Origin of the sequence: Paenibacillus sp. FSL R5-0701, from assembly GCF_037973995.1 — a bacterium.
Classification (GTDB): Bacteria; Bacillota; Bacilli; order Paenibacillales; family Paenibacillaceae; genus Paenibacillus.
Genome location: NZ_CP150230.1, coordinates 6,579,798 through 6,606,768, shown reverse-complemented (window position 1 = coordinate 6,606,768; position 26,971 = coordinate 6,579,798). Strand labels below are relative to the sequence as shown.

Below are 26,971 nucleotides of genomic sequence, written 5' to 3'. Positions count from 1 at the left end.
CGACATATACCCGTAATGTATGCAGGATTTATGAAAATAAGAAGAAATGACACGTGGTGTTTACATCAAAACCATTGCGGATATACCTGAATCATATATAATAGATGGGTTATCAATAAGGAAACATGGACGAAAGTGTACAAACTTAAGATGTACCTCAAGTATAAGGGGGCGATGTGAAGCATGTCAGAACAACAACCGATTATCCGCTTCGAAGCGGTGACTCAGCAATACGATCAGGATGAAGCCGTATTGAAGGCAGTCAGCTTTGAGATTGAGCGGGGTAAATTTTATACGCTTCTTGGCCCGTCAGGGTGCGGGAAAACAACGATTTTGCGGCTGATTGCCGGCTTTGCGGAGCCGACACAGGGCAGTATTTATTTTAACGGGGCGCTCATCAACCGAGTGCCTGCCCACCAGCGGCAGGTGAATACTGTATTTCAGGATTACGCGTTATTTCCACATTTGAATGTATTTGAGAACGTAGCTTTTGGTTTGCGGATCAAAAAGATGAAAACAGCTGAAATTCGCAGCAAAGTGTTGGAAGCCCTCAAATTCGTCAATCTGTCCGGTTATGAAAACCGTGAAATTGGTGAAATGTCTGGCGGACAACGGCAACGTGTCGCGATTGCACGTGCCATTGTGAACGAACCTGAAATTCTCCTGCTGGACGAGCCTTTGTCAGCACTCGATCTGAAGCTGCGGACCGAAATGCAGTACGAGTTGCGGGAGCTGCAACAGCGACTGGGCATCACGTTTATCTTTGTTACGCATGATCAGGAAGAGGCTCTAGCGATGTCGGATGAGATCTTTGTCCTGAATGGCGGCGTGATTCAACAGAGTGGTACACCGAATGATATCTATGATGAGCCGATTAACCGCTTTGTGGCGGACTTTATCGGGGAATCGAACATTGTATCCGGCAAAATGAAGCAGGACTTTGTGGTGGAATTCGCTGGCGCACAGCACGAGTGTGTCGATCAGGGTCTCCAGCGGGACGAGCCGGTAGAGATTGTCATTCGTCCAGAGGATCTGGAGATTACAACGGAAGACCAAGGCAAGCTCAAGGTTAATGTGGACTCCCAGTTATTCCGTGGGGTGCATTACGAGATATCCACGTACGACGATGCGGGCAATGAGTGGCTTGTTCATTCAACCAAAAAAGCCGTTGTAGGCGCGCGGATTGGACTCTATTTTGACCCGGAAGCGGTACACGTTATGCGCTTTAACGAGACCGAGGAAGAGTTCGATAAACGACTCGAAGCCTATCAAGAGGCCGCTCATGCAGACTAAGGCCAGCACACGCAATGCGTATCTGATTCCATATGTATTATGGATGGTGTTGTTTGTTGTGGCGCCGGTTCTGCTGGTCATCTATTACTCGTTCTTCGACGTTGAAGGGAACTTCACGTTTGGCAACTACGCCCGGTTCTTCACACCGGTGTACTTGCAGATGACGCTCAGTTCGTTCTGGTATGCATTTCTGATTACGGCCTTCTCGCTGTTAATCTCCTACCCGACGGCGTATATGCTGACCCGGACGAAGCACAAGCAGTTATGGTTGCTGCTGATCATTCTGCCAAGCTGGATCAATCTTTTGCTAAAAGCGTATGCCTTCATCGGCCTGTTTGGAACGTATGGTCTAACCAACTCCTTACTTGAAGTTGTAGGTATTGGTACACAGCAGATTTTGTTCACCGACTTCAGTTTTATCTTTGTCTCGGTGTACATCTTCATTCCATTCATGATCCTACCGATCTTCAATGCGCTGGAAGAGATGAATCCATCATTGATCTACGCAGCGCGGGATCTGGGTGCCTCATCGTGGCTGACCTTCCGCCGGGTTATCTTTCCGCTGACGATTAGTGGAGTAAAATCAGGCTGTCAGGCTGTATTTATTCCTGCGCTGTCTCTGTTCATGATTACCCGCCTCATTGCGGGAAACCGTGTAATTACGCTGGGAACAGCGATCGAACAGCATTTTCTCGTCACCCAGGACTGGGGGATGGGTTCAACGATTGCCGTCTTTTTGATTATTGCGATGGCGATTATTATGTTCCTGACTGGATCAGGCAAGAAGGAGGTGCGTAATGGGAAGAAACGGAAAGCTGTCTAACGTCTATCTAGCCGTTGTATTCGCCATATTGTACGCACCGATTGCGTACCTGATCTTCTACTCCTTCAATAGTGGCGGCCACATGCGCAGCTTCGAAGGATTCACGCTTGAATGGTACAGAGAGGTGTTCGCTGATACTCGGCTACTCATCATTGTGCTGAATACATTTATCATTGCGCTCCTGTCATCAGCAATCTCAACGATTCTTGGTGTAGCAGGGGCACTGGCGATCTACCATGTGCGTCGCAAACGGACCAAGAACACGCTGCTGTCACTCAATAACGTGCTGATCGTGAGTCCGGATGTCATCATTGGTGCGTCATTCCTGATCCTGTTCACCATGATTGGCATCAAACTGGGCTTCACTTCGGTCCTGCTGTCTCATATCGCATTCAGCGTACCAATTGTCGTGATCATGGTGCTGCCAAAGCTGCAGGAAATGAGCCCAACCCTGATGGATGCGGCACGCGATCTGGGCGCTGGATCATGGCAGATTCTGACGCGTGTGGTGCTGCCATACGTGAAACCAGGTATTTTTGCCGGATTCTTCATGGCATTGACGTACTCACTCGATGATTTCGCAGTAACATTTTTTGTTACGGGTAATGGATACTCCACACTCTCTGTAGAAATATACTCCAGAGCAAGGCAGGGTGTATCGTTGTCAATCAACGCGCTATCAACCCTCTTGTTCCTGCTCACGGTGCTGCTGGTGGTTGGATATTACTTCATTAACCGCCGTGCAACACGGATACCACCCGGAGGAAAGGGGCTGCGTCCATGAAGCAACTGGTACGGACATTTGCGATTGTTTTTGTGGCCGCGTTTGCCCTGATGATTCTGGCTTCGTATCTGAACAAGAGTCAGGGGTATTCTGGCGGCAACACGCTGACCATCTATAACTGGGGCGATTATATCGACCCCGATCTGCTCAAGGAATTTGAGGACGAGACTGGCATTAAGGTTATCTATCAGACGTTTGATTCCAATGAAGCGATGCTGACCAAGATTGAGCAGGGCGGTACTACGTTTGATGTGGCGATTCCTTCCGAATATGCGATTAGCAAAATGAAAGAGGAAGACCTGCTCGTTCCAATTGATCACAGCAAATTGACTAACCTGAGCAACATCGATCCGCGGTTCTTGGACTTGTCCTTTGACGAAGGCAACAAGTACTCGATCCCTTATTTCTGGGGAACAGTGGGGGTTGTGTTCAATCCTGAGCTTGTGGATGGGTTGACGTTTGATAGCTGGAATGACCTGTGGGACCCACGTTTGAAAAATCAAATCCTGCTCCTTGATGGCGCACGCGAAGTCATTGGGATGGGGTTAAACAGTCTCGGGTATTCCCTGAACGATACCAACGAAGACCATTTGCAAGAAGCGCTGAAGAAGCTGTCTACACTGACGCCAAACGTCAGAGCAATTGTCGGAGACGAGATCAAGATGCTGCTTGCGAACGAGGAGGCAGCGGTTGGACTCGTGTGGTCTGGGGATGCATCCGAGATTATGGATGAGAACGACAAGCTGGATTACATGGTGCCAGAAGAAGGCTCGAACCTCTGGTTCGATAACATGGTTATCCCGAAGACGGCGAGTAATATTGAAGGAGCACACCAGTTTATCAACTTCATGCTGGACCCGGATCATGCCGCTCGCAATGCGGAATACGTGGGGTACTCCACGCCAAACGCCGAGGCGCTTAAGCTACTGCCAGAGGACATCTCGGAGGATGAACGCTTCTATCCGGATGAGACACTGACAGGTAAGCTGGAGGTCTACGATAATCTGGGTAAAAAAATGCTCTCGCATTATAACGACCTGTTCCTGGAGTTTAAAATGCACAGTAAATAACCGCCAACAGCGTATGTACAGTTCGTTAGATCTGAAAAAAAAACAAAGAAGGGATGCTGCTCGTCATTTCATTTGAATGACGAGCAGCATCCCTTCTTTGTTACCCGCTTCAGAGCAAAAAGCTCAGGTTATTTTTTCGTGCACACGTTAACGGAGGGGACAGAACAAACGAAGGAAGCGAAGCGGTCGCCTTTATCAACGGATTTTCCCATTCCAGATGGGATTCAAAAAAATCCGGGGATAACAGCGATCCGAAGTTGTTCTGTCACCGCAGTGATCAAGTGGGAACGAATAAAGGGTTACATGCGCTTTTTGCGACCCACCATGATCCAAGCCCCACCCATAATCAGCACAATCGCCACGAACGGTTGAATAAAGCTCAAGCTGCTCAGCATCGTGCCAATCGACATCACAGCGAAGAACAGCAACGATATAACTGTTAGAATGTTGATGGGGATCAGCAACCATTTATTCCGACCACCGAACCAATACAATTCGAACAAACCAACAGCTACAGCCAGAATGAAGCCCGGCCACATCGTACCCCAGTTGTTAAACAGCATGGCGATCTGACAGACGATACCAACCGTGAGCAGCAACCCACCAGGAACCAGAAGTCCAACCCCTCTGCCAATCATGGAGAAGTAGAGCCAGTGGAAGAACAGTCCGAGTGGAATCACGAATAACGTGGGCCAGAAAGTCGCAAAGATCGTACCCGGACCGAGTGAACCTCCCTGGTTCAGAATCAGGTACACGCCCAGCAAAATGAGAACAGGCGCAAGGATCGTACGTTTAGCCATAATATCTCTCCTTCTCAATACAAAATCAATTTTCCGAACAGTTGTATGTAGAGCAATTACTTTCGTTATTCACAGCATACCATGAACTGGAAAAGTCTATCCTCCGTCTTTGGAGTTAAAGTGAACCTAGACCAAAGTCTAGGTACGAAAGATGCTCAGCCGCTTTTTCATGCAAACAATCCGTGCCAAACGGTGGTGAACAAGTTACACAGAAAAATGTGATTTAGGCTTGCATGTTGCAAGAGAGAATTATCATTGCTTTCGTAGCAGATGCTCCCAGTTTGTAGGGAATCCCAAAAGGGATATATCAACTATAGTGTAAGCTTCGATTAATGAGGAAAGCTCAGTCACCCAACTATCCCAGATTGTTCTATCCTTTATCAGGTACTTCGCATTATAGATTGCTCCAAAAAGAAAGGCTTTGTCTAAGCCTAATAATTCATCATTTCGTGTGTATCTTATGGTAACAGGGATTCTATAATTAAAAAGTCTGCTGTAGTGAGCACATCTATTCCTAAAAACAGTTAAGACGTGGAACCAGTTCTCGAGTTCCCTATAACTTATGTTTCGAGAAGGGTAGTATTCTCGATCAATAGATTTCTTGTCAGACGTTTTTAAATTTTTATAGAGTGAGGACATCATAGAAATTGTACTGACTTCAAAGGCCGCCCAGATAGGATATCTATCTTGGTAATTCTCTCTATGATGAGCAATAAGCACTTCTTTGTGCTGTTTTTGAATGCATTTTTGCAAATCCTCCATAAAGCGTTGGTGAAATTGAATTTTAGAAAAATTAGCAGCATTCGTATATCCAAGAGCACCGTACTTGTGGGCGAGCTTGTATGAAATTTGTGATCTCAAAGCAATCTCGATGTACTCGACAATCTTCATAAAGTGATTTCTAAGGGCTGCATCAAACAAATAATGCTTATACACTTTGTTGAAAGTTGTTCCTTCAATGTAGTTGTCCGAGGTATCCTGTTTAAAAGTTAAGGCATATGCAGTAAACCTGTAATAGTGAATGCGTTTCAGGATTGTAATCGCTTCTACTTCATTTTCAATTTTCATTTTTCGGTTTTTAAACTTTTCGAGCTGTTCTTCATATGTAGTAGGCGCTTTCATTTCACGTAGCTGAACCTCATCTGGCAAGGAAAATACCCCCATAACGCAAAAATGTCTCGCCCTGTTCCACATGCATAAGCAGAGGTGCGGGCGAGATCTGTTAATAATAATATACGATTCGTTGACTGTTTAGTCAACAGTTAAACTTAAATTGAGCAACTACTGAATGGTAAAGCTGAGTCATCCAAAATGAAGCTTGTTATTTCACCACATCCGAATGTTTCTTGCCCCAGCTGTTCACGCCGTCATCCTCAATGATGGAGATGGCAGCATCGGCGATATCGGGGTTTGTCATCAACTTCTCCTGAATACGGAACTTGATGTCATCTGCATCGGCGAGGCTGAGTCCTTTGGTCAGTTCAATCAGACCTTCTACATGATAATAACGGCCTTCCTGAATGATACGCATCATCTGAATATCGGCAACGTGTGTGTCTGCCAGAATGGTCTGGGAAACTTTATCCTCAATATCCTGAGGAGCCGCTACCCCGATCAATCCGATCATATTATCGTAACCGACACGGAAGGCTACAGCGATCATCAGACATCCAATAATCGTTGTCACAATGCCATCGAGCAATGCAAAGTTGGTCAAGGCAATCACCACGACGGAAATCAGAGCAAGCAGGGCACCGAGTACAGCGACAACATCTTCGTAGAACACGAGACGGGTTGGTGGCGCAGCACGGCCTACGTTTTTGATGGCAGCAGGGACCAAGGCAAATCCGGCGGCTTTGGGTGCGCGTGCTTCTTTGAGGATTTCCTTCATGGCTTTGATCAGAATGGCCCCGTCAATGACAATGTTCAGAACAAGCACTCCGATGTTAATCCAGAGACCGCCGGTATGACCAACAGGATGCTGCAACAGATGGATGCCTTCATGGATCGTTTCATACGCCATAATGGTAACAACAATCACGGCGATCATGCAGAAAATGTTAATGACCCGTCCGAATCCAGTTGGGAAGCGGCGTGTAGGTTTTTTCTCGGACAACACACTTCCAACAAAGACAAACCCTTGGTTAATGGCATCAGCGAGTGAATGCATCGCCGAAGCGAACATGGCGCCACTGCCACTGAATAGGAAAGCTCCCCCTTTGCACACAGCAAGAACAGCATTACCTGCCATCGCTACGGCGGAGGATGTGTTTCCTTTTTTGACGAGAGACATAAAGCTCTCAGACTTCGGTTGTTCAGCCACTTCGTATGTTCCTCCCAGATCAATGTATTAGGTGTAGAAAAGGCAGTTTATCTATACAGCATGTGCATTTCCACTAAATGTTATTATAACTGCTTTGACATATCCCAGCATTATGCAAAAAAGGTCATATCATCATGTGCATCTCAGTACTCAATGGCCTCCAAGGCACGTAAATTCCGGTTAGACTGTTCCAAAAGTTCCGTAAACGTCTCGGCGACATAATATACAAAATCGGGATCATGTACGTACATAATAATCTGCCCATATGTTCCCTGCGCTGTCGGATCAAAGTCGAACATCAGATACAAGGACCCGCCTCCAAGATTGCCAAACGCAACCCATTTTTTCTGAAAAAGGTAGGGTTTGATTCGAGGATCAAGCTCACGGATCTCTTCTTCGGTCAAATAATCATCCATGCGGTTCTCCACCAGCGTGGTCTGCTCCTTTTGAATCTTTTCCAGGGATAACAGGTAAAATGGCTCGGACTCTCGTCCTTCCTCAAGGCTTGGGAACAAGACGTGAAAGCCATAACAACTCCCATTTTTACGTTTATAAAATGCACGAAAATCAGCAGGTAATCGAATACCATGCTCCTGCTCGAATGCGTCAAGCTGCTCATCCGTCACGCCTTCAAACTCGCGATATTCGTTGAGCAGCTCCCGGTTTTCCTCATCCTGTACCTTCTCCTCCAGCAACATATCCAGTTCATCCATCAATTCATATATACGCTGTTCTGGCATCCAATTCCCTCCGTATGAGCTATTCAGTTAATATGGTGAGTGATATGCGAGCAAACTGTGCCTAATTTCACCTCATATTATAGTTATAATCCAGAAAGGCACACAAGAAACCGGAGTCCTTGCTTACATACTACAATGGTCTCATTATTCAAAGGTGGTTGTTGCATATCAGCACACCTGTCTCCATCCCAATCGATTACATACAACCATCATGAAAGTCGCTCCTAACAACAAATAAAGCGTGGGTTACAGGAATGATCCCTGTAACCCACGCTACATTTTTATCTACTTTATAAATGAAACTAATCTTTTATATAGTCCTCTTATTCAAACTTCCAACAGGACAAGCTCAGATTGCCATACTGATAGGCTTTAAACAGGAGCGATGCACGTTTGTTCTGATCTCCCGCACCCATGGCGAGTAACAGCGGTACAAAATGCTCCGGCGTAGGCACGGCGGCTTGAGCTGAAGGTGCCAGTTTATCATAGGAGAAGAGAGACTCCGTATCCCAACTCACCAGCTTGTCATGCAGCCAGTTGTCGAACTCTGATGCCCACGGGTCAACGCCGTTACTTTCCCAGTTCAATCGACGTAGATTGTGGACGGTTCCGCCGCTGCCAATGACAAGAATGTCTTGCTCACGTAAGGAAGCGAGTGTCTGTCCAACTTGATATTGCTGCTCACCTGTCAGATAGCGATTCACGGACAAGGCAACTACGGGAATATCCGCATCAGGGTAGAGCAGGCGTAGAACAACCCAAGCGCCGTGATCTAGGCCACGAACATCATCCGTTTGTACCGGAATCCCGGCTTCTGCAAATAAACGCTCCACTTCGGCAGTGGTTTCTGCCTGTCCTTGAGCCGGATACTTGATCTGATACAGCTCGGGCTGGAAACCACCGAAATCATAAATGGTCTCATAGTTGGCTACCGAGGATACAAGCTGGGTTGTGGATTCCCAGTGAGCAGAGAACAATACGATTGCTTTGGGTTTCGGCAGTTCTTCTCCAAGTTTTTGCACAAACTCAGTGTACGCATTCTCCTCCAAAGCCAGTGAAGGGGCACCGTGAGCAATAAACAGAGATGGCATCATTATGAATTCAGTCCTTTCGGGTCCTCGGTAGTCAGATTTGCATCTGTCCGAAGCCAGTGTTGAAATTGTTGATATAGATCGGGGGTCAATTGGTGCCCACCGTTGTAAGGTACATATGTGACCTGATTGGTGTGTTGACGGAAGAAATTGGCGTTATCTTCGCCCAGTTGCAGCGGGAATAGATGATCCTGATCCCCATGCGAGATGAACACAGACAGCTCCGAATCGGGTTGCAGCTTGTACTCGTCTTTCACAAATTGCGGGATGTACCCACTCATCGCTACAATGCCTTTAATTGCATCTCCCATCATCAGCGATAGGGTAATCGCCATAATGGCGCCCTGGCTGAATCCGGCGATATAACGCCGCGTGGGATCAATAGCATATTTGGCGGAAAGATCAACAATCAACTGTTGCAGTCCCAGCACGGAGGCATCATACAATTCACGGATGGGGTTGCCAATGCTTTTAATCTGAAAATAAGCATAACCACTACCCTGAACGATAGGCCCACGGATAGCAACAATAATAAAATCAGACTGCATAGGCTCCATTAAACGAAGCATATCCTGTTCATCTGATCCCATGCCATGTAAGGCGAAAATCACGGGATAACGCTGATCTGGATTGTAATGAGACGGTAATCGGACTTCATGTATATAAGGAGAATTCATTGAAAACACCACCTGAAGAGGAATGAGTTAAATATATCGTTCTGACAATAAAGTTCACCAATATGAAATAAATATTCTTATTTATGAACAAAATTTATCACGGTTTCATTGTAGGGTCAATACTTTTTTTGTATGATGAATATATGTTGTTTATAAAAAATCTTGAATGGTTCTACAAGAAATGCCGCTGCGCATGGTTCATATCTTATTCCCGAGGACGTGATCAGGATGTTAAAAAGTATCGTGCCTATTTTGAGAATATTTGATGAAAATAAAGCTAGAGAGTTCTACCTGGAATACCTGGGTTTCCAATTGGATTGGGAACATCGATTTGAGCAAAATATGCCCTTATATATGCAGATTTCGCTTGATTCCATCGTGATTCATCTGTCTGAACATCATGGAGATTGTACACCTGGAGCTGCCTTGCGCGTGGAAACGGATAACTTGGATACATTCCATGGTGCACTTCGTCAGAAAGAGTACAAACATGCGAGACCCGGTATAGAGGAGACCCCTTGGCAATCAAGAGAAATGACCGTGACAGATCCGTTTGGCAATCGGATTATATTTGTAGAGGCACGTGCCGAATAGATAACCTGAAGTAGCTAAGCTTACGTCTGATGTTTTATATAGATCAATAGAAGGGGAGGGACGCAATATGGATATTGGCTTGGCTATTCGTACGATCCGCAAGCAGAAACAGATTACGATCATGCAGATGTGCGAGGGCACGGGGTTGTCCAAAGGTTTTATTAGTAACGTGGAAAATAATAAAACGTCACCTTCCATTGCTACGCTTGAAAGTATTGCGGATTATCTGGAAGTGCCACTTCCCTATTTGCTGCTTACACCGGAGCAACGGATGAATGTGGTACGTAAGAACGAGCGCAAGGAGACGACAGCCGGAAGCGGACAGATCAAAGTGCAGCAGCTTACAGCCAAAGGTGCGATGCGTATGTCCATTGTGGAGTTACCGCCAGGTGCTTCGACCGGGGTGAGCAAACATGCCGGGGAGGAAAGCCATCTGGTGTTGCAGGGCAAGATTCGTGCGGAGCAATGCGAAGATGTGGAAGTTCTTGACGTGGGTGATTCGTTTACCTGGAATGCAATAGTGCCTCATGAAGTGACCAATATCGGTGAGGAACCTGCGGTGGTGCTCATCGCGGTGTCCAAAGAATTGGGTCTGGATCATTTATAGAATAAAAAAGGACGGCTCCCAAGTCATGAACATGCGAACCTGCATACATGTACAATGGGAAACGTCCTTTTTTATTTCTAACGAACTGAGCGAACCCTATTAGATGATTCTAAGCAGATATCGAGATGTAACGAATCTCAGACGCTTTATTTCACTGCTGTGTGTGTAATTTGGCTACATTCCACAGACTTGTGGCGAAATAACGTCGCTATGATTCGTTACGTTTCTCAATTCCTGCAAAAGGGAACAATAAGGTGCGAGAGATTCCTTAGAAAGGTCAGAGGGCCTCTGTCTACTGTGGATTAGTCGTCCAGATGCCTGCTGCTTTGACAAAGACACGGTCGGACAGCTTGAGCGTTGCGAGTGCAAGTTCAGCTACATCTTCCGCTTGCATCATGCGATCTTCGTCGCCAATTTTCAGTCCGGCATTGGTCGCAAGCTCCGTATTAACGGTGCTTGGAGTCAGTGCCGTCACACGAATGTTGGACTTGCGCACTTCCTGCATCAGAGATTCGGTCATGCCGAGTAGTGCAAACTTGGACGCACAGTATGCCGAACCTGTAGCGAATCCGCGCTCACCTGCAGTGGAAGCAATATTGATAATGCTGCCGCTACTTTCCTTGATCATGCTCGGAAGGACAGCACGAGTCACGTAGTATGTACCCATGACATTAACATGCAGGATGCGCTCCCACTCTTCCGGTTCCATCTCCATGAACGTCCCGAACTTTCCGATCCCTGCATTATTGATGAGAATATCCACCGCGCCGAGTTCCATCTCAATGGCTGCTACAGCGGCTTCCGCCTGCGTGCGATCCGAGATATCTGCTACAGCACTGGTTACTTTTACACCGTATTGTTGACTAAGTGACTGTTGCAGAGCCTGAAGATCGGAAGCGGTACGTGCAATAAGGCCGAGGTGCACTCCTTCTTTTGCAAGTGCTTCAGCGATGGCACGGCCGATACCTTTTCCGGCACCTGTGATGATCGCTGTTTTATTTTTAAGTTCCATGTGGGTAATTCCTCCTTAGAAATGGACTAGCATTCAATTATACTATTATTACCCACAGTTCGGAAATTGGCTTCATCACTATTTGGTAATCTCGATGCTGCCAGAAGAAGTACGGGCCTTGATCACTTCCCGGCTCACCATTGGCGATTCAGGTACATCTACACTGCCCGAAGTAGCCTTAGCATCATAGATTCCGTTAAAATCAGGTGCAGCTTGAATGAAAATATCTCCTGATGTTCCAGACGCATTAATCGGGGCGGAATGGGACTGTTCAATATGAATGCTACCCGAAGTGAATTGAACATCGGCTGCGCCGTTTAATTCAGTGATCTCAATATCACCTGATTCGATCTCACTGTTTACATGACCTATTACCTGATCAACAGTGAGGCTTCCCGATGTCTGTTTCACGGTCATGTCTCCATCAATCATGGAAGCGGTAATGTCACCCGAAGTTAGAGCCAGCTCAATACGGGGTACCTTGATGTTTTCCAGACGTATGGAACCTGAGGTGTTATTCAGCTCAAGCTGCTTGGCACTCAGATCTGTCAGATCCCAGTCACTTGAAGAAGAATCCAGCTTAACCTCATTTAATTGGTGCCCTTCGGGCAGGGCCACAGTTATTGTGGAGTCTTGATCATTCCAATACAGGGTGAAAAATTGTAATCGTTCACGTTCTGTCTGAGACAGTTGGAATGTGCCGTGGGATAAAGTGGCTTGTTCGAAGCTTTTGACTACGGCAGAGTCCCATTTGCCATCCACTTCGATATAACCATTCGAATCCGGGCTTACAACAAATTCAATATCTGCACTGAAATTAGCATTCATGATAATGTTCTGCAATTCATCTGCTTTGAAATCCCATCGTTTAGAATAATGCTCCCGTTCATCCCCGAACTGAACGCCATAGATGGATGTTCCAAGTAAACCTATTCCGATACATATCACGGCGAGCGCAAGCCATTTTTTGGTACTCATGCGGAAACATCTCCTTTCATCGTGTTTTTATTCCATCTAATATATTGAAGAGTGACGATTTTGAAGGCTCTAAAGACATACTTCGATGCGATGGCAAACAAAATGCCGACACCGAAAGCGCCAATCGCAACGAAAATTTCCGGTTTATCGAGTTGGCCCAGGAATACAAAGTCCACAACTGCTGCTACAGGAGCCACTACCAGCAAGGAAAGGCTGGCAATAACAAGCCATACCGACCACATTATGAGACCAAGAGGAATGCCAAGAATTAGATTCAGGAATAACAGGCCGATGGCTGTGAAAAATTTGCGAGTGGCTCTGGTGTTGTTTCTAGGTGACCGCATTTCGCGATACGTCGGTGCATAGAACGCATCTGAACCCGGCGTATGAATGTCATAACGATCACCAAGTGCTTCCTTTGCGATCTCTTCCGGGTGTCCCAGTTCCCGAGCAATCTCTTCTTCCAGTCGGCCTTCTCGTAGTCCGAGCTCGAAATGTTGATCATAGTCGGCGAGCAACTCAGCCCGTTCGAATGGGTCCATCGGCCGTAGATGAACTTCCATGGCTTTCATAAATTGTTGTCTATTCATTAGGGATTCCTTCCTCAATCAGATTTGCGACATTGCGCACAAATTCATTCCATTCTGTCGTCAGTGCCGTCATGTAATCGCGACCTGTATCGGACAGTCGGTAATACTTGCGCGGCGGTCCTTCGCTTGATTCTTGCAGGTAGGTAGTGCAGTAACCGTCATTTACAAGCCGGCGAAGCAAGGGATAAAGTGCACCTTCAGCAACTTCGATATGTTTGGAGACCGCCTGAGCCAGTTCGTAGCCATACCGATCCTGGCGGTTAATTAATACCAGGACGCACAGCTCCAATACTCCTTTTTTGAACTGGATGTTCACATTCACACAGGTTCCTCCTTCGTAGCTTCATTTATAGCTAGTGTATATTGTTCAGTAGTGGTGAATTCATCATAGCATCCAGTACTGTTTAATGCAAGGTAGTGACTTTAAAATAGTTCCGTATCACGATTTATCGATCATAAGTTCGTTTAATGCGAATGCTTAGCCGAGGCTGTCTGTTTAGCTATATAATTCAGCATACGCAAAAACCGGATCGGTTACTTCCGTCTGAAGGCGGATTCCGATCCGGTCTGTGAGATGAACTTTGGTTTCTTTGGTTTACAGGTGAATCGCTAAATGTCGGTTATTCTTGTGCATCCAGAACTTTAAGGTCTTCCACAGCAGGGCCCTCAATGACATGGCCTGCATAATCGAAGCGGGAACCATGGCATGGGCAATCCCACGAACGCTCGCCCTCGTTCCATTCGACTTCGCACCCCAGATGGGTGCAGGTGGTATCCACCAGAAACAGCTTACCACTGGTGTCCTTGTAGGCACCAGCACGTTTGCCATTATGACGAACGACGGCTCCTTCGTCTTCGCCAATATCGCTAACGTTTTTGTGCACAATGCCTACTTTACCGGAGATTAATTCCTTGGCTACATTCATATTTTCCACAATAAAGTGTTTCATGCCAGGATCAGCCTTGAATCTTGCCGGATCGAATATGGCAGCATGAGGGTTGTCACGTCCAGTGATGCGATCCGCAAGAATGTGTCCTGCCATCGTACCAGTCGTCATACCCCATTTGGCAAACCCGGTCGCCACATAGACACGTTCATGTCTTCCGGTAATCGGTCCGATGTAGGGCACCTTGTCGATAGAGATCAGATCCTGGGCTGACCAGCGAAAAGGGATGTTGCGGATGCCAAATGTCTCCGCTGCGAACTGCTCGAGTCGTTCATAATGACCGAAGGTGCAGATGCCTTGTCCAGTTTTGTGATTTTCGCCGCCAAAGAGGATAAGTTCCTTGCCGTCATGTAAGACGGTACGCAAGGAGCGGGACGGTGTATCGTCCGAGATGTACATGCCGCCCGCATAGGGTTTCTCCGGTTCGACTAATACGGCGTAGGATCGTTCCGCATGTAACCGCGTGAAATAGAATCCGGGATCATAGACAGGGAAATGAGAAGCTACAACAACATGTTCTGCTGTTACAGATGGGCCATCGCCATAGGTTCGTACATGCAGAGAAGCATCTTCCTCTACATCTGTAACTGTCGTATGCTCATAGATCTGTACCCCTTGTTTCACAGCGGAATCGAGCAAGTAGTGCAGGTAGGCCAGCGGATCAAAGCGTGCCTGACCCGGCATGCGAATACCTGCCCTTGCTGGAACAGGAATAGGGAGTGGGTCTACCCACTCACCAGGGATGTTGAGTTTGCCATAGGCGGTCAGCTCGATCTCCAGTTTTTTGATGTTTTCCTCCGATTGAATGTAGACGTAGGCATCTTCCTCTGCCCACTGGCAATCAATCTGTTTTTCCTTCACCAGATTGCGCATCCACTTCGCGGCATCGGCATTGCCTTCATAGTACATCCGAGCCTGTTCTTGTCCGAAGTGATGCATAATTTCATCAAATATGACGCCGTGTTGTGTAGATACCTTGGCAGTGGTATGGCCGGTCGTGCCATCCAACACTTTTCCAGCCTCTAGAACGACCACACGCATACCCGTCTGTGCCAGCAGATAAGCGGTGGTAATGCCTGCAATACCGGCACCGATAATGGCCACATCAGCGGTAATATCTTCTGTCAGTTTCGGATAGCTATCGAATTCATGCGTAGCACGCCACAGTGATTCGGGGACCGGGGGCAGACCCGTCTTGGGCTGCTGATTGTCGCTCATTTTTTTTCCTCCTTGATTATCTTCAATCTATCGAATGGGATGTTGTTCAGCGCACATCGTTGTACTCTTATTCATGATTGCCAGACTATGCTAGGAAAAAACGGTGTTGTTTAGATTTTGCAGAGGGGATGTTCACAATTTCCTGCACAGAACCTCTGTTTTTTTTGTTAAACATGCTATATGATAGAATTACCGAAATCGTTTTAGGTTTTGAAAATGAGATCAGGTTTTACACCTGTAAACGTTGATTGTAAAAGGATTAATCTATCTATTGGAAGAAAGATTTCATCCGAATTAATCCCCGTTTTTTCTTGATATATGTATTCGCTATCATTTTAATTGACTACCGATAACCAAAGGAGATTCTATATGACCACCAACCAAACGAAATATCCGTTTCAAGATACAGCACTAGAGTTAGACACCCGTGTAAAGGACCTTGTATCCCGCTTGACGGAAGATGAAAAAATTGAATCCATGCTTCAATATCAACCGGCAGTAGACCGTTTGGGTGTACCTGCATACAAACACGGAACAGAAGCTGCCCACGGCTTGGCCTGGCTTGGAGAAGCAACATCTTTCCCACAACCGGTGGGGCTGGCATGCACATGGGATGCGGATCTGATGAAAGAGATTGGCTCCGTGCTTGGAGACGAGGCACGTGTATTTTATAAACGCAATCCGGCAGTGAACGGTCTTACCCTGTGGGCACCTACAGTAGATATGGAACGTGACCCGCGCTGGGGACGGAATGAAGAGGCGTATGGTGAAGATCCGGAACTGACAGCCGAGCTGACAACAGCATTGGTCAAAGGAATTCAGGGCGACCATCCGAAGTATTACAAAGCGGTCGCTACCTTGAAGCATTTTCTTGCGAATAATAACGAAGTGGATCGCGGAAGCGATTCGTCCAGCATTGATCCGCGCAACATCCGTGAATATTATCTGAAGGCGTTTGAGAAGCCATTTAAAGAAGGCGGCGCACAGTCCATGATGACAGCGTACAACTCCATTAATGGTACACCAGCGTTGTTGCATCCATTTGTGAACGAGATTGTCAAAGGCGAATGGGGCATGGATGGTTTTATTGTCAGTGATGCAGGCGACGTAATGGGTATCAAAAACGATCATAAATACTATGATTCCCATACACCGGGTACGGTAGAATCTGTGAAGGCCGGAATTGATAGCATCACCGATGATGCTGAGCTGTCCAAACAGGCACTGCGTGAAGGATTGGAACAAGGTACGCTCACGATGGATGACATCGACAAGGCGTTGTTTAATACGTTCCGTGTGCGTTTCCGTCTGGGTGAGTTCGATCCGGAAGAGGGCAACCCGTATGCTTCTATCGGTGAAGAGTCAATGATGACGGAGAAAGCAAAAGAACTGTCGCTCAGAGCCGCAAGAGAACAAGTGGTATTGCTCAAAAACGAGAAAGGCACATTGCCGCTAGACAAAACAAAAGCTGGTAAAGTGGCTGTGATTGGTCAATTGGGCGGAACGGTCTATCGTGACTGGTATGCAGGCACCATGCCGTATAACGTATCCCCGCTTGAAGCGATTCGTGGCAAAGTAGGCAGCGATAACGTATCGTTCAAGGATGGTAATGATCGCATTACGTTAACTTCCGTAGCCAATGGGAAGAAAATTGGACTGGCAGAAGGTGAAAAATCACCTGTTGTTGCTTCGGGAGAAGCAGAAACGTTTATGGTTTCCGACTGGGGCTTCGGAAGTTATACCTTGCAGGCGGAAAGCAACGGCAAATATCTGACCACAGATGAAGAGACCGTAACGGCTTCCGCTGATGAAGTGTACGGCTGGTTCGTAAAGGAAGTATTCCACCTGTTGCCACAACAGGACGGAAGTGTAGGTCTAACCACTTGGAATGGCAAAACGGTGACTACACCTAATGGTGGAAACGATGCATTTGCGGTGTCCGAAGACCTGAAAACCTTTGGCGCCACAGAGACATTCAAGCAGGATATTATTGTGAATGGACTTGAGGAAGCAGTAGAAGCTGCCAAAGCTGCGGAAACGGCAATTGTCTTTGTTGGTAATAATCCACTTGTAAATGGTAAAGAAGAAATTGACCGTCCAAGTCTGGATCTGGCCGAATCCCAGCAACGTCTGGTTGAGGCGGTCTATGCCGCGAACCCGAACACGGTAGTTGTCATCGTGGGTAGTTATCCGTTCACATCGAATTGGGTTCAGGAGAACATCCCGGCGGTATTGTATACTTCACACGCAGGACAGGAACTGGGTAACGCAGTAGCAGACGTACTCTATGGCGACTATGCGCCAGCAGGCCGTTTGAACATGACATGGGTACAATCAGCAGATCAACTGACCGACATCAAAGATTACGATATTATTCAATCCGGTCGTACGTATCAATATTTTGAAGGGAATGTATTGTATCCGTTTGGACATGGTCTGACGTATGCAACGTTTAAATACAGCAATTTGGAACTTAGCCCAGCTCAAGTGGGTACAGAGGGCAACGTTACGGTAACTGTAGATGTGACCAATACGGGTTCAATCGCCAGTGACGAGGTTGTACAGTTGTACGTTCGTGCAGGCAAATCGCGGGTAAAACGTCCACTTAAAACGTTAAAAGGATTCCGTCGTCTTCATATCGAAGCGGGAGGTACAGCGAAAGTCAGCTTCACTTTGCCTGTTCAGGAACTGGCGATCTGGGATGTGACTCGTGATCGGTATGTCGTGGAAAGTGGAACTTACTCCATTATGGTTGCCAAGTCATCCTCCGATGTTCAGCTGGTTGCAGACCTGACGGTGGAAGGAGAGACAATCCCCGCTCGTAATCTGGCTGTGGCGACTCGTGCCGAGAATTATGATGCTTACCTGGGTGTTGATCTGGATGAGAGTAAAGAGGGCGGAAGTGCTGTCCATGTAGTTGGAGAGCAGGGATGGATTGCCTTCAAGGATGCCGATCTGGGTAGTGGGGTAGCAGCAATTGAAGCTCGTGTATCCGCAGAACAAGCAGGCGCTGTGTTGGAATTGCGACTCGGCTCTCCGGAGGGTACGCTCGCAGGACGTGTGGAACTGGCACAAGGTGAAGCCCAGCAGTGGTCTACCGTGAAGGCGGAACTCACAGGTGCAGCAGGTAAGCAGGATGTATACATTGTGCTGTCAGCAGGTGTACGCATCAGTCACTTCGAGATTCGTTAAGTCAAATAGCTCATGAAAAAGCCTCCGAATGTATTCGGAGGCTTTTGTTGGTCTATACGCTGGTTGGATCAGGATGCTTCTTCCTGTCCAACTCTTTTATCCTGAGCGGTAACACTAGAATTATACAAAATGCTTTGCTATCAGACGTATCTTTATTTTCCGTCAAACGTAATCATTTTTTGCACAAATTGCTTCAATTGTTTGTTGGTTTCATTCAGTTGCTCAATTGTGCTCATGAAATTGTTTACGAGTTCAGCCTGCTCTTGGGAGCTTGCCGTGATCTCACCAAGTTCATTCTCCATGCCTTGAATGGATTGCCGAACTGAGAGAAGAGAATCTTCAATACGTGCCGTCGCTTCTTTGGTATCCACAGACAGTTTGCGAATTTCTTTGGCAACAACGCCAAAACCTGCACCTGCTTCACCTACACGAGCAGCTTCAATAGCTGCATTCAAGCCGAGCAGATTGGTTTGCTCGGAGATTTCACGAATGAAACTGGCGACCTGAGTGACATTGCCTGATTTCTGTACGGCTTGTTTGGAATTATTCCGGATCTCTTCAGTTGTGGCACTGAGTTCTTCGGAGTGCGCGGCTACGTGCTGTACACTGTCAATTAACTGGTTGGTCAGATTTTCGGTAGCATCCATGAGCTGTTGCAGGTGGTCCTGGTCATCCATACTGTAGAGCAGGTTAAACAGGGCGATGACTTCACCTTGTTCGTTTTTAATAGGAATAAAAGCCACGTCAAAAGGAATGCCGAATAGATCTTTAGGGTAGTGATCAAATCTTTTTACTGTACCGCCGTTGAGATCAGCAAAATTTCGATTTCCATCCAATAGAGGGTCGCCGGGTTGATAATTCAGTTGCTTTAACGATTCCCCTGCTGAGAAATATAGGAATTTTTCATGATCAATCACGGAGAGGGTTACATCCTGACGAATCGTATCTCGAAAGAAAGGCATACATGTAATTAATGCTTGAACAATATCCATATAAAAGATGATTCCTCCCTGGTTACCTTATGTAAACGGTTAAATTTTAAATGCTAACTTAATAACTACCTATATTATATATCGTCATGCAATAGAGAAGGAAATAGAGAGAATGGATAAAACCTATTTCTTAAAGCAGACTGTTATACACCAAAAAGACACGAGTCCCCTGGGGACCCGTGCCTTGTTAGTTGTTGAGGAGAATAAAACCAATGTTTACCGCATACTGAGCTGCATTGTAACGATGGTTCGATTGGCTAGTGTTGCACTGACATCAATCAAACGTTGATTCCGGCTGCCGTGGAAGGGCAGGGAGACATCACGCTCAGCTTCAACATATCGCCCGTCGATAATGACGTCGCATAACCGTGCAAGCTCCGCTCTCACAGGGTCGGTGATCAGCTCTTCATATTCGAATCCCGTGTAAGCCCATACCGTCAGATCAGGACGTGCAGCGCGGAGCTGCTGAACCCAAGACGTACATTCTGCTGCCGAGAAAAAGGGATCACCGCCACACAACGTAACGCCATCCAGCAATGGATGGGTCGTCACTTCATGCAGAATCTGCTGCTGCCGCTCCTCTGTAAAGGGCTCACCCGCTCGAAAGCTCCATGAATCCGGACTGAAGCAGCCCGGACAGGCGTGACGACATCCGCTGATGAACAACACGGCGCGCAGGCCTGTCCCTTCATTCACCGATTCCGGGATGTAACCATACAGATTCACCGGTGCTTCACCCGATCCCGCACTTCGGCCTGCTTCGCAGCATTGAAGCGTACTTTGTAATCTCCAGTCAGATAACCCGTTACGCGGCGTAAACGCTGGAAATGCACATGGTTCTCGTGGGCTTCGCAGCCTGGGCATACATCTCCAATGACCCCTTCATAACCACATGCAGGGCAGCGATCGATCGGGTGATTAATGGAGAAATATCCGATATCCTGTGCCAGTGCATATTGTACGATCCGCAGGAAAGCTGCCGTGTTGGCTCGAACGTTCCCGTCAAGCTCCACATAGGAGATTGCACCCGCATTACATAACGTATGGAACGGGGCCTCCAGTTCAATCTTCCGATAAGCTGGAAGAGTATGGTATACCGGGATATGGAATGAGTTCGTATAATACTCCCGATCATTAACTCCAGGAATGAGGCCATAACGCTCTCTGTCGATCTTCGTGAATTTGCCGGACAACCCTTCAGCAGGCGTGGCAAACAGGGTGATGTTCAGGTTATGCTGCTCGCTCATCCGATCACAGAATTCTCGCATGGTCCGAATAATGTTCAATGCTTCACGATGTACATGAGTGTCCTGCCCATGATGACGCCCATAGAGAGCTGTCATACATTCCGCAAGACCGATAAAACCAAGAGATAATGTTCCATGCTTCAAAAGATCGGCAACCGGCTCGTTCGGGCCAAGCTGTTCCCCACCTTCCCATACTCCCTCCCGCATCATGAAGTCCGATGCCTTGGCAGGCTGTGCTGTCTGAATCCGGTACCGGTGCAGCAGGCCGGAAGCGGCATTATGCATAACCGACTCCAAAGCAGTATAGAATCCGGCCCGGTCAGCGACAGCTCTGGCACCTTGGCAGATGCCAAACCGGATGCCCAGTTTCACGAGGTTAATGGTGTTGAAGGACAGATTACCTTTACCACTTTGACGATTGCGACCAAATCGGTCAGCCAGTGTACGTGTGCGGCATCCCATGGTGGCGATGATCGTATCCGGATCTTCCGGATGATAGAAAGGCAGATTGAAAGAGGCATCCACATTGACAAAGTTGGGATACATCCGCCGGGATGAACAGGTGACTGCGAGACGGAACAAATCATAGTTCGGCTCTCCTTGAGCCTGATTGATCCCCTGTTTGCACTGGAAAATATGTTGAGGGAACACGGGAGTCTCCCCGTTGCCCAGGCCACGGATGGTTGCTTCCAGCAACGAGCGTGATACCAACCGACCTTCTGCTGATGTACATAATCCATAGTTCAGTGAAGTGAATGGAATCTGGCCACCTGCACGACTGCTCATCGTATTCAGGTTATGAATCAGCGATTCAGCAGCTTGTCCTGTCTCCAGTTCAGTCTCTTCATAGGCGAAGGCATACGCCTGCGGGCACTGATTCTTCGCTTCGATGCTGTCCAGATGAAGCTGTTCATCCTCGAGCAGGGCATGCTCACCAAAGAGTCGTTGTCCTTTGCGGTAATGTTTGCGGAACGATCGCTGTACATAGGGAGCCAGATCCCAGTCGATTTTATTGGCTGACACACCGCCATATTGACTGTTCTGCTGGGATTGGAAGATGATCGCAACCAGAGCCATTGCAGACATGATTGTCTGAGGTGTGCGAACCGATCCGTTGCCTGTATTGAAACCCGCAGCAAGAAGACGGTCAAACGGGATAAAGATGCAGTTGGTCGTTCCAAGTGCATACTGGTCCAGATCGTGTACATACAGATCCCCATTCTCCACAGCTTGGGCAAGCTCTTCCGGCAACACATGACGCAGAGCATGCCACTTGGCTGTCTCCGAACCGAGCCTGCTCATCTTGCCGCTGAAGGAGTCTCCGTTCAGATTGGCATTTTCCCTCAGCGTATCGGCGTCTTCTGCGCCAATAATTCGTCTTCCCAGGTCGGATAATAGATCGGATGCCGGTGGAGTGGCATACTCAAGCATGTTCATGTAAGGTTCCTCCTAAAATGATTGAATATCATTCAATTTCCGTATAACACTATATGTAGATTCGTCTTATCCATTTATAAACTATATGTGGTTTTTTGGGTGTGATAATGGTCACATAGTTCACAGGACAAAGTGGACTTTCCTTTAATTGCTGTGGATAAAGGTTCCCAAAGTTTGAGTAGAAGCGTATAATTTCTAGTTATCCTGCAAGGATAATATCCGAAGTTGGACAAGATGGACTTTAATCAATCTGAAAAGGCGTTTTGCCATAATTTTTCGTTTGTTAATCCATCCGTTTAAGAACTGTTTTGACCGCAAATGGGCAATAAACAGGAAGTATGATTCTCTTATACAGCTACGGTGTTAATCATATAAGTATAGATTGTGACAGCTATTCGGATTTTTTGATGAACCCTTGTACGTGATTACACAATTATGATCTACAGATTAGATAGTGCAGCTAAGATAAAAGGGGTGGATCATGGGGACGGCAGAAGGCATTACGAGAGGCTTCTATGAAGATATAAAGGAAGCTGCGGCCCATATTGTAGACGTACTAAGTGGTATATTGAAGGTTAATACCATCTTTGTTGCTACGAATGACGGTTTGACGAATGTCATTCTGGAGGCGTTCAATCGCAAGGAAGAATTGATTGTAAAAGGTAGCGAACTTCCATTTGAAGATTCTTACTGCAGCTTGGTATTAAAAGATAAACATGAGAACCTTACAATCCAGAATACATGTGAACATCCGATGACAAGATTCATGGATGTCACGAGTGGGCTCGGCAATCGTTTCTTCGTGGGCGTGCCCATCATGCGAAGATCTGGCGAAACATTCGGGACCATCTGTCTGATGGATAATCCTGATTATGTAATCAGTGAAACCGACATGAAGACGCTGAAGGCGATGGCCGTATTCCTTGGCTATGTTGTGGACCTGGAGAGCACATTGCATCTTCAGGAGCGTAAATTGAGTGATTCGGAACAAATGCAACAGCAGCTCCAGGCAGAGAAAGAACGAGCTGAATCGGAGGCCATGACCAAATCACAGATGCTCAAGCTGATGAGTCATGAGATTCGCAATCCGTTGAACGGCATTCTGGGACTGACTGATCTGATACGTACACCGGATATGCCTGAGGAGCAGTCAGAATATGTGAATATGATTGAGACGAGCGGCAATATTCTGCTTACTTTGTTGAACAATATGATGAATTTCAACATCAATGAGGCAGGTAAAACGGTTATACATGATGATCCTTTCGATCTGGTAGGTACAATTGAGAATACGGTCTATCTTTATGCGGGAATTGCGGCTGGCAAGAACATTGAGCTGGGATTGAATCTGGAGCTGAATGTGTCGCAAGTATTCGTTGGTGATGAGATCAAGATCGGACAGCTGCTTGCACATGTCATTCAATACGCTCTCGATTCAACGCGTGAGGGCTCCGTCCTGATCACGGCAGTGGTGAACGGAGAAGACACCGAAGAGACGGGTACACTTCTGCTCAAGGTGAATTACACAGGTCAGACGTTATCGGATAAGAAGATGCAAACCTTTAACAGCCAAGAAGAGAAGTTGAATATCCAAAAACTGATTGGAAGTAATCTGGGTCTGGCTGTAAGCCAGAATCTTGCCATTCTCATGCATGGCCGTATTCAGGTGAGCAGTGTGAAGGAAAATGAGACGGAATTCAACATATCCCTTCCGTTACGCAGATACTGGGAGTTACCTCAACTCGCAAGTGTTCAGCAACGGTTAAAAGGGAAAAAGGTGTTACTTGCCAAAGACCCTGACATTTTGCAAGGCGTCTCTTCCCTGATGCGTAGGTGGGAGATGGATGTACACATGACCTCGAATCTGACATTAGCGCATGATTGGATCAACGAAGGATTCATGCCTGATGTAGCCGTTGTGGATATGGGATTACTGGAAGGCGGCGCGGTCGATTTTGTACAAGAACTGAAACAGCGACTGGAGGATCTGCCCGTCATTGTTCTTGTTCCTTATGGTATACACATTGAATTGCATGAAGCAGAAGCCTTTGATGCTGTCCTGACGAAGCCAGTCAGACAGGCTGATCTGTTGAATGCATTGAGTATTACTTTGCCTTAAATCATGATCAGAAGACAAATCTTTATTCGGCGCACCTGTTATGGGTGCGTTTCTTTTCATTTTCCATTTTCTGAGGCAAAGCCCTTTTATTCCGAGCTGGTTACGTTACAATAGAAAGTGAACTTCATCTTTATAACCACAGAGGAGGATGTACATTGGATTATCGCAGATTAGGTGGAAGCGGACTGAAAGTAAGCGAGATCAGCCTGGGAAGCTGGCTGACGTACGGAGGGTATGTGGAACGTGAAAATGCGGTGAAATCAATTGAAACTGCATTTGATGAAGGCATTAACTTTTTTGATACTGCCAATGTATATGAACGGGGTGCAGCAGAAGAACTGCTTGGACAGACGCTCAAAGCGTACTCCCGTGACTCTTATGTACTTGCAACCAAAGTATTTGGCAAAATGGGTGATGGTCCGAATGACCAGGGGTTGTCTCGCAAACATATCAAGGAGCAATGTGAAGCCAGCTTGAAGCGCCTGGGCGTTGAATATGTGGATATCTATTACTGCCATCGTTATCATACTGAAACACCAATCGAAGAAACACTTCGCGCGCTTGATGATCTGGTACGTCAAGGCAAAGTGTTATATGTAGGCGTCAGCCAGTGGACTGCAGCTCAGATGGAAGATGCGTTAGGTACAGCAGATCGTCTGCTCCTCGATCATATCGTGGTCAATCAGCCGGTGTACAACATGTTTGACCGTTATATCGAAAATGAGATTATTCCGCTCGGCGAGCGCAAAGGCATTGGACAAGTTGTATACTCCCCGCTTGCTCAAGGTCTATTGACCGGGAAATATACGTCCGTTTCCGATATCCCAGAGAATAGCCGTGCTGCCAAGCTAGGATGGGACGAAGGAAAGATCAATGCGGATCGTATCGGGAAAGTTCGTCAGCTGATTGAAGTGGCGGACAAGCTGGATCTGAAGGTTGGCCAACTGGCCCTTGCCTGGATTCTGCGCCAGAACAATGTATCCAGTGCACTTGTAGGGGCGAGTCGTCCCGAGCAGGTAAAAGAGAACGCAGCTGCATCTGGTGTGAAGCTGGATGCTGCCATTATCGAGGAGATTGAGAGCATCCTTGCTTGATCTCCTGTCAGCACACAAGCTGAGATGATATGTGATGATCCATAAAAAGAGGGATGTCCTGTGCGCCTGAATAGGCGAACGAGACATCCCTTTTTTGGGAGAACGGTGAAAGGTTAGTTTATTTACCGGTTAGATATTACTTTAATGTGTAAGAGGCAAGGAACGAAAAGTTAAGGCACACACACGGTTACGCCCTGTATTCTTCGCTTCATATAACGCACGATCGGCCTGTTCGAAGAAATCGTCATCGTCATGATCATCACAATGATCGGGATACACGGCTACACCAATGGAGATGGTTAGACGTGTGGTGTGCCCGTCGGGTAGAGCAAAATGGTATTTCTCTACAGCCTGTCGTATAGATTCGGCGGTAGCCACGGCCTGACGGTGTCCACAGTCGAGCAAGAGAATGGCGAATTCTTCCCCACCGTTTCGTGATACGATATCAGCAGAACGTGCATGCTCAACGAGCAGTTGTCCAAGTTGCTTCAGGACCGCATCGCCGGCGGAATGACCATAGGTGTCGTTCACCTTTTTGAATCGGTCAATATCAATGGCAAGCAAGGAAAGCTTCTGTTGGTAATCCCGCGCACGCTGGAGTTCCAGTTGAAGTGATTTTTCGAACTGTCGTCGATTGCTCAGGTTGGTAAGATGATCGGTAGATGCTCTTTTTTCCAATAGAAATAACATTTCATTGGATTTATTGATGAGTTCTGCGATGAAATAGATAAATAATCCACCGGCAAAGGAAATGGTCATTTGTAACGGATAGATCTTCATTAATGAATTCATGCTGTCCGTGTTCAACATAAGGATGATAAAGATTAACGTAATGCCGAGCAGATTCATCGTAATGATTTTGGTCAGTCTGGACCAGGAAGCATAGGCGAAGTATACACCGGACAGTCCAATCAGAGTCATGACAAATCCTGCATCTATGGCAGAGGAAGATATGCCAAACATCAGAATCCGAAGGACCGAGATCATGAGTCCCGTAACGATCGAAGCCAGTCCTCCCAGATATACCGCTGCGGTAACGATGGCCAGATGCCGTAGATCTACAATTGTAGTCTCGTTCAAAGGGAAGGAGTAGTTCATGAGTACTGTGCCATATATACCGAATAATAAGCCGCCGATCAACTGAACACGTAACGAGGGAAAAGGCAATCGGATACTATAGAACTTCGCGATGATCCCGGACACATACATAAACGTAATCATGACACAGATATTAATGAAAAAAGTGCTAAACAACCGACATTCCCCCTTTTTACGCACATCCCTATATTTTATCTGAAAAGCGGTGCTGTAGCGAACCATATTATCCCAAATTTATGAGGGGA

24 protein-coding genes are annotated in these 26,971 nt (G+C 46.8%); 9 read left to right on the top strand and 15 right to left on the bottom strand.

Annotated features, from left to right (window positions below; genetic code table 11):
* The first annotated feature begins 183 nt into the window (after positions 1–183).
* The 4 genes from MKZ13_RS29005 to MKZ13_RS28990 are packed head-to-tail and all read left to right on the top strand — an operon-like array spanning position 184 to position 3,970.
* Positions 184–1,293 carry an ABC transporter ATP-binding protein gene (locus tag MKZ13_RS29005; RefSeq protein WP_036612848.1) on the top strand — a complete coding sequence of 370 codons (1,110 nt, stop codon included), beginning with the start codon at positions 184–186 and terminating at the stop codon, positions 1,291–1,293.
* Positions 1,283–2,116 carry an ABC transporter permease gene (locus tag MKZ13_RS29000; protein WP_017691799.1) on the top strand — a complete coding sequence of 278 codons (834 nt, stop codon included), beginning with the start codon at positions 1,283–1,285 and terminating at the stop codon, positions 2,114–2,116. Before MKZ13_RS29005 ends, MKZ13_RS29000 begins: the two co-directional genes overlap by 11 nt.
* Positions 2,091–2,900 carry an ABC transporter permease gene (locus tag MKZ13_RS28995; RefSeq protein WP_062836831.1) on the top strand — a complete coding sequence of 270 codons (810 nt, stop codon included), beginning with the start codon at positions 2,091–2,093 and terminating at the stop codon, positions 2,898–2,900. Before MKZ13_RS29000 ends, MKZ13_RS28995 begins: the two co-directional genes overlap by 26 nt.
* Entirely contained in the window at positions 2,897–3,970 is a 1,074-nt protein-coding gene (locus tag MKZ13_RS28990) for an ABC transporter substrate-binding protein (protein ID WP_036667861.1), read from the top strand. Before MKZ13_RS28995 ends, MKZ13_RS28990 begins: the two co-directional genes overlap by 4 nt.
* A 299-nt stretch (positions 3,971–4,269) precedes the next feature.
* On the opposite strand, the gene MKZ13_RS28985 is transcribed toward MKZ13_RS28990, so the two are convergent.
* The 6 genes from MKZ13_RS28985 to MKZ13_RS28960 all read right to left on the bottom strand — a co-directional run bounded on the left by MKZ13_RS28985 (position 4,270) and on the right by MKZ13_RS28960 (position 9,601).
* Complete coding sequence (locus MKZ13_RS28985) at positions 4,270–4,770, bottom strand: hypothetical protein (RefSeq protein ID WP_017691802.1); 501 nt, start codon at positions 4,768–4,770, stop codon at positions 4,270–4,272.
* A 252-nt stretch (positions 4,771–5,022) separates the two neighbouring features.
* Entirely contained in the window at positions 5,023–5,919 is an 897-nt protein-coding gene (locus MKZ13_RS28980) for an Abi family protein (RefSeq protein WP_339180197.1), read from the bottom strand.
* Between the two features lie 172 nt (positions 5,920–6,091).
* Complete coding sequence (locus tag MKZ13_RS28975) at positions 6,092–7,093, bottom strand: cation diffusion facilitator family transporter (protein WP_339180194.1); 1,002 nt, start codon at positions 7,091–7,093, stop codon at positions 6,092–6,094.
* Positions 7,094–7,236: 143 nt separating this feature from the next.
* Positions 7,237–7,833 carry an SMI1/KNR4 family protein gene (locus MKZ13_RS28970; RefSeq protein WP_339180192.1) on the bottom strand — a complete coding sequence of 199 codons (597 nt, stop codon included), beginning with the start codon at positions 7,831–7,833 and terminating at the stop codon, positions 7,237–7,239.
* 323 nt (positions 7,834–8,156) lie between these two features.
* Positions 8,157–8,927 (bottom strand): class III extradiol ring-cleavage dioxygenase, encoded by a 771-nt coding sequence (locus tag MKZ13_RS28965; RefSeq protein ID WP_339180189.1) that lies wholly within the window; start codon positions 8,925–8,927, stop codon positions 8,157–8,159.
* Positions 8,927–9,601 carry an alpha/beta hydrolase-fold protein gene (locus tag MKZ13_RS28960; protein ID WP_339180187.1) on the bottom strand — a complete coding sequence of 225 codons (675 nt, stop codon included), beginning with the start codon at positions 9,599–9,601 and terminating at the stop codon, positions 8,927–8,929. Before MKZ13_RS28960 ends, MKZ13_RS28965 begins: the two co-directional genes overlap by 1 nt.
* Positions 9,602–9,829: 228 nt before the next feature.
* Here MKZ13_RS28960 and MKZ13_RS28955 point away from each other — a divergent pair, with 228 nt between their 5' ends.
* Together MKZ13_RS28955 and MKZ13_RS28950 are read left to right on the top strand one after the other, a co-directional pair.
* Entirely contained in the window at positions 9,830–10,195 is a 366-nt protein-coding gene (locus MKZ13_RS28955; RefSeq protein ID WP_221825587.1) for a glyoxalase superfamily protein, read from the top strand.
* Positions 10,196–10,262: 67 nt separating this feature from the next.
* Entirely contained in the window at positions 10,263–10,802 is a 540-nt protein-coding gene (locus MKZ13_RS28950) for an XRE family transcriptional regulator (protein WP_339180183.1), read from the top strand.
* Between the two features lie 292 nt (positions 10,803–11,094).
* On the opposite strand, the gene MKZ13_RS28945 is transcribed toward MKZ13_RS28950, so the two are convergent.
* The 5 genes from MKZ13_RS28945 to MKZ13_RS28925 all read right to left on the bottom strand — a co-directional run bounded on the left by MKZ13_RS28945 (position 11,095) and on the right by MKZ13_RS28925 (position 15,547).
* Positions 11,095–11,814, bottom strand: coding sequence for a 3-ketoacyl-ACP reductase (locus MKZ13_RS28945; RefSeq protein WP_221825582.1), 720 nt, complete (start codon positions 11,812–11,814; stop codon positions 11,095–11,097).
* A gap of 78 nt (positions 11,815–11,892) precedes the next feature.
* The gene (locus tag MKZ13_RS28940; RefSeq protein WP_339180181.1) at positions 11,893–12,792 is read right to left on the bottom strand and encodes a DUF4097 family beta strand repeat-containing protein; all 900 of its coding nucleotides are present in this window, start codon (positions 12,790–12,792) and stop codon (positions 11,893–11,895) included.
* Positions 12,789–13,382, bottom strand: coding sequence for a DUF1700 domain-containing protein (locus tag MKZ13_RS28935; protein WP_237177287.1), 594 nt, complete (start codon positions 13,380–13,382; stop codon positions 12,789–12,791). Before MKZ13_RS28935 ends, MKZ13_RS28940 begins: the two co-directional genes overlap by 4 nt.
* Positions 13,375–13,704 (bottom strand): PadR family transcriptional regulator, encoded by a 330-nt coding sequence (locus MKZ13_RS28930; protein ID WP_036667851.1) that lies wholly within the window; start codon positions 13,702–13,704, stop codon positions 13,375–13,377. Before MKZ13_RS28930 ends, MKZ13_RS28935 begins: the two co-directional genes overlap by 8 nt.
* A 298-nt stretch (positions 13,705–14,002) precedes the next feature.
* Positions 14,003–15,547: an FAD-dependent oxidoreductase gene (locus tag MKZ13_RS28925; protein WP_339180178.1), complete on the bottom strand. Its 1,545-nt coding sequence runs from the start codon at positions 15,545–15,547 to the stop codon at positions 14,003–14,005.
* Between the two features lie 369 nt (positions 15,548–15,916).
* Here MKZ13_RS28925 and MKZ13_RS28920 point away from each other — a divergent pair, with 369 nt between their 5' ends.
* On the top strand, positions 15,917–18,739 hold the full coding sequence (locus MKZ13_RS28920) for a glycoside hydrolase family 3 C-terminal domain-containing protein (protein ID WP_339180176.1): 2,823 nt from the start codon (positions 15,917–15,919) through the stop codon (positions 18,737–18,739).
* A gap of 152 nt (positions 18,740–18,891) precedes the next feature.
* Here the strand turns inward: MKZ13_RS28920 and MKZ13_RS28915 are convergent, their stop codons facing one another.
* From MKZ13_RS28915 to MKZ13_RS28905, 3 genes are all read right to left on the bottom strand, one after another.
* Entirely contained in the window at positions 18,892–19,731 is an 840-nt protein-coding gene (locus tag MKZ13_RS28915) for a methyl-accepting chemotaxis protein (protein WP_339180174.1), read from the bottom strand.
* Positions 19,732–19,947: 216 nt separating this feature from the next.
* Complete coding sequence (nrdG, locus tag MKZ13_RS28910; protein WP_339180171.1) at positions 19,948–20,457, bottom strand: anaerobic ribonucleoside-triphosphate reductase activating protein; 510 nt, start codon at positions 20,455–20,457, stop codon at positions 19,948–19,950.
* A complete protein-coding gene (locus MKZ13_RS28905; RefSeq protein ID WP_339180168.1) occupies positions 20,454–22,415 on the bottom strand; it encodes an anaerobic ribonucleoside triphosphate reductase in 1,962 nt (653 codons plus the stop codon). Before MKZ13_RS28905 ends, nrdG begins: the two co-directional genes overlap by 4 nt.
* Positions 22,416–22,896: 481 nt before the next feature.
* Between MKZ13_RS28905 and MKZ13_RS28900 the strand changes: the two genes are divergently transcribed.
* Both MKZ13_RS28900 and MKZ13_RS28895 read left to right on the top strand, forming a co-directional pair.
* Positions 22,897–24,534, top strand: coding sequence for a histidine kinase dimerization/phospho-acceptor domain-containing protein (locus MKZ13_RS28900; RefSeq protein ID WP_339180166.1), 1,638 nt, complete (start codon positions 22,897–22,899; stop codon positions 24,532–24,534).
* A gap of 155 nt (positions 24,535–24,689) precedes the next feature.
* Positions 24,690–25,628, top strand: a complete 939-nt coding sequence (locus MKZ13_RS28895) for an aldo/keto reductase family protein (protein WP_221825561.1) — start codon at positions 24,690–24,692, stop codon at positions 25,626–25,628.
* Between the two features lie 141 nt (positions 25,629–25,769).
* On the opposite strand, the gene MKZ13_RS28890 is transcribed toward MKZ13_RS28895, so the two are convergent.
* Positions 25,770–26,882, bottom strand: coding sequence for a diguanylate cyclase (locus MKZ13_RS28890; protein WP_221825558.1), 1,113 nt, complete (start codon positions 26,880–26,882; stop codon positions 25,770–25,772).
* Positions 26,883–26,971: the final 89 nt, after the last annotated feature.

Coding starts and splice junctions, on each gene's coding strand:
- MKZ13_RS29000 (WP_017691799.1), top strand. CDS start 1,283: ATGCAGACTAAGGCCAGCACACGCAATGCGTATCTGATTCCATATGTA.
- MKZ13_RS28955 (WP_221825587.1), top strand. CDS start 9,830: ATGTTAAAAAGTATCGTGCCTATTTTGAGAATATTTGATGAAAATAAA.
- MKZ13_RS28935 (WP_237177287.1), bottom strand. CDS start 13,382: ATGAATAGACAACAATTTATGAAAGCCATGGAAGTTCATCTACGGCCG.
- MKZ13_RS28950 (WP_339180183.1), top strand. CDS start 10,263: ATGGATATTGGCTTGGCTATTCGTACGATCCGCAAGCAGAAACAGATT.
- MKZ13_RS28915 (WP_339180174.1), bottom strand. CDS start 19,731: ATGGATATTGTTCAAGCATTAATTACATGTATGCCTTTCTTTCGAGAT.
- MKZ13_RS28960 (WP_339180187.1), bottom strand. CDS start 9,601: ATGAATTCTCCTTATATACATGAAGTCCGATTACCGTCTCATTACAAT.
- MKZ13_RS28925 (WP_339180178.1), bottom strand. CDS start 15,547: ATGAGCGACAATCAGCAGCCCAAGACGGGTCTGCCCCCGGTCCCCGAA.
- MKZ13_RS28900 (WP_339180166.1), top strand. CDS start 22,897: ATGGGGACGGCAGAAGGCATTACGAGAGGCTTCTATGAAGATATAAAG.
- MKZ13_RS28970 (WP_339180192.1), bottom strand. CDS start 7,833: ATGCCAGAACAGCGTATATATGAATTGATGGATGAACTGGATATGTTG.
- MKZ13_RS28945 (WP_221825582.1), bottom strand. CDS start 11,814: ATGGAACTTAAAAATAAAACAGCGATCATCACAGGTGCCGGAAAAGGT.
- MKZ13_RS28995 (WP_062836831.1), top strand. CDS start 2,091: ATGGGAAGAAACGGAAAGCTGTCTAACGTCTATCTAGCCGTTGTATTC.
- MKZ13_RS28965 (WP_339180189.1), bottom strand. CDS start 8,927: ATGATGCCATCTCTGTTTATTGCTCACGGTGCCCCTTCACTGGCTTTG.
- MKZ13_RS28985 (WP_017691802.1), bottom strand. CDS start 4,770: ATGGCTAAACGTACGATCCTTGCGCCTGTTCTCATTTTGCTGGGCGTG.
- MKZ13_RS28920 (WP_339180176.1), top strand. CDS start 15,917: ATGACCACCAACCAAACGAAATATCCGTTTCAAGATACAGCACTAGAG.
- MKZ13_RS29005 (WP_036612848.1), top strand. CDS start 184: ATGTCAGAACAACAACCGATTATCCGCTTCGAAGCGGTGACTCAGCAA.
- MKZ13_RS28990 (WP_036667861.1), top strand. CDS start 2,897: ATGAAGCAACTGGTACGGACATTTGCGATTGTTTTTGTGGCCGCGTTT.
- MKZ13_RS28940 (WP_339180181.1), bottom strand. CDS start 12,792: ATGAGTACCAAAAAATGGCTTGCGCTCGCCGTGATATGTATCGGAATA.
- MKZ13_RS28905 (WP_339180168.1), bottom strand. CDS start 22,415: ATGAACATGCTTGAGTATGCCACTCCACCGGCATCCGATCTATTATCC.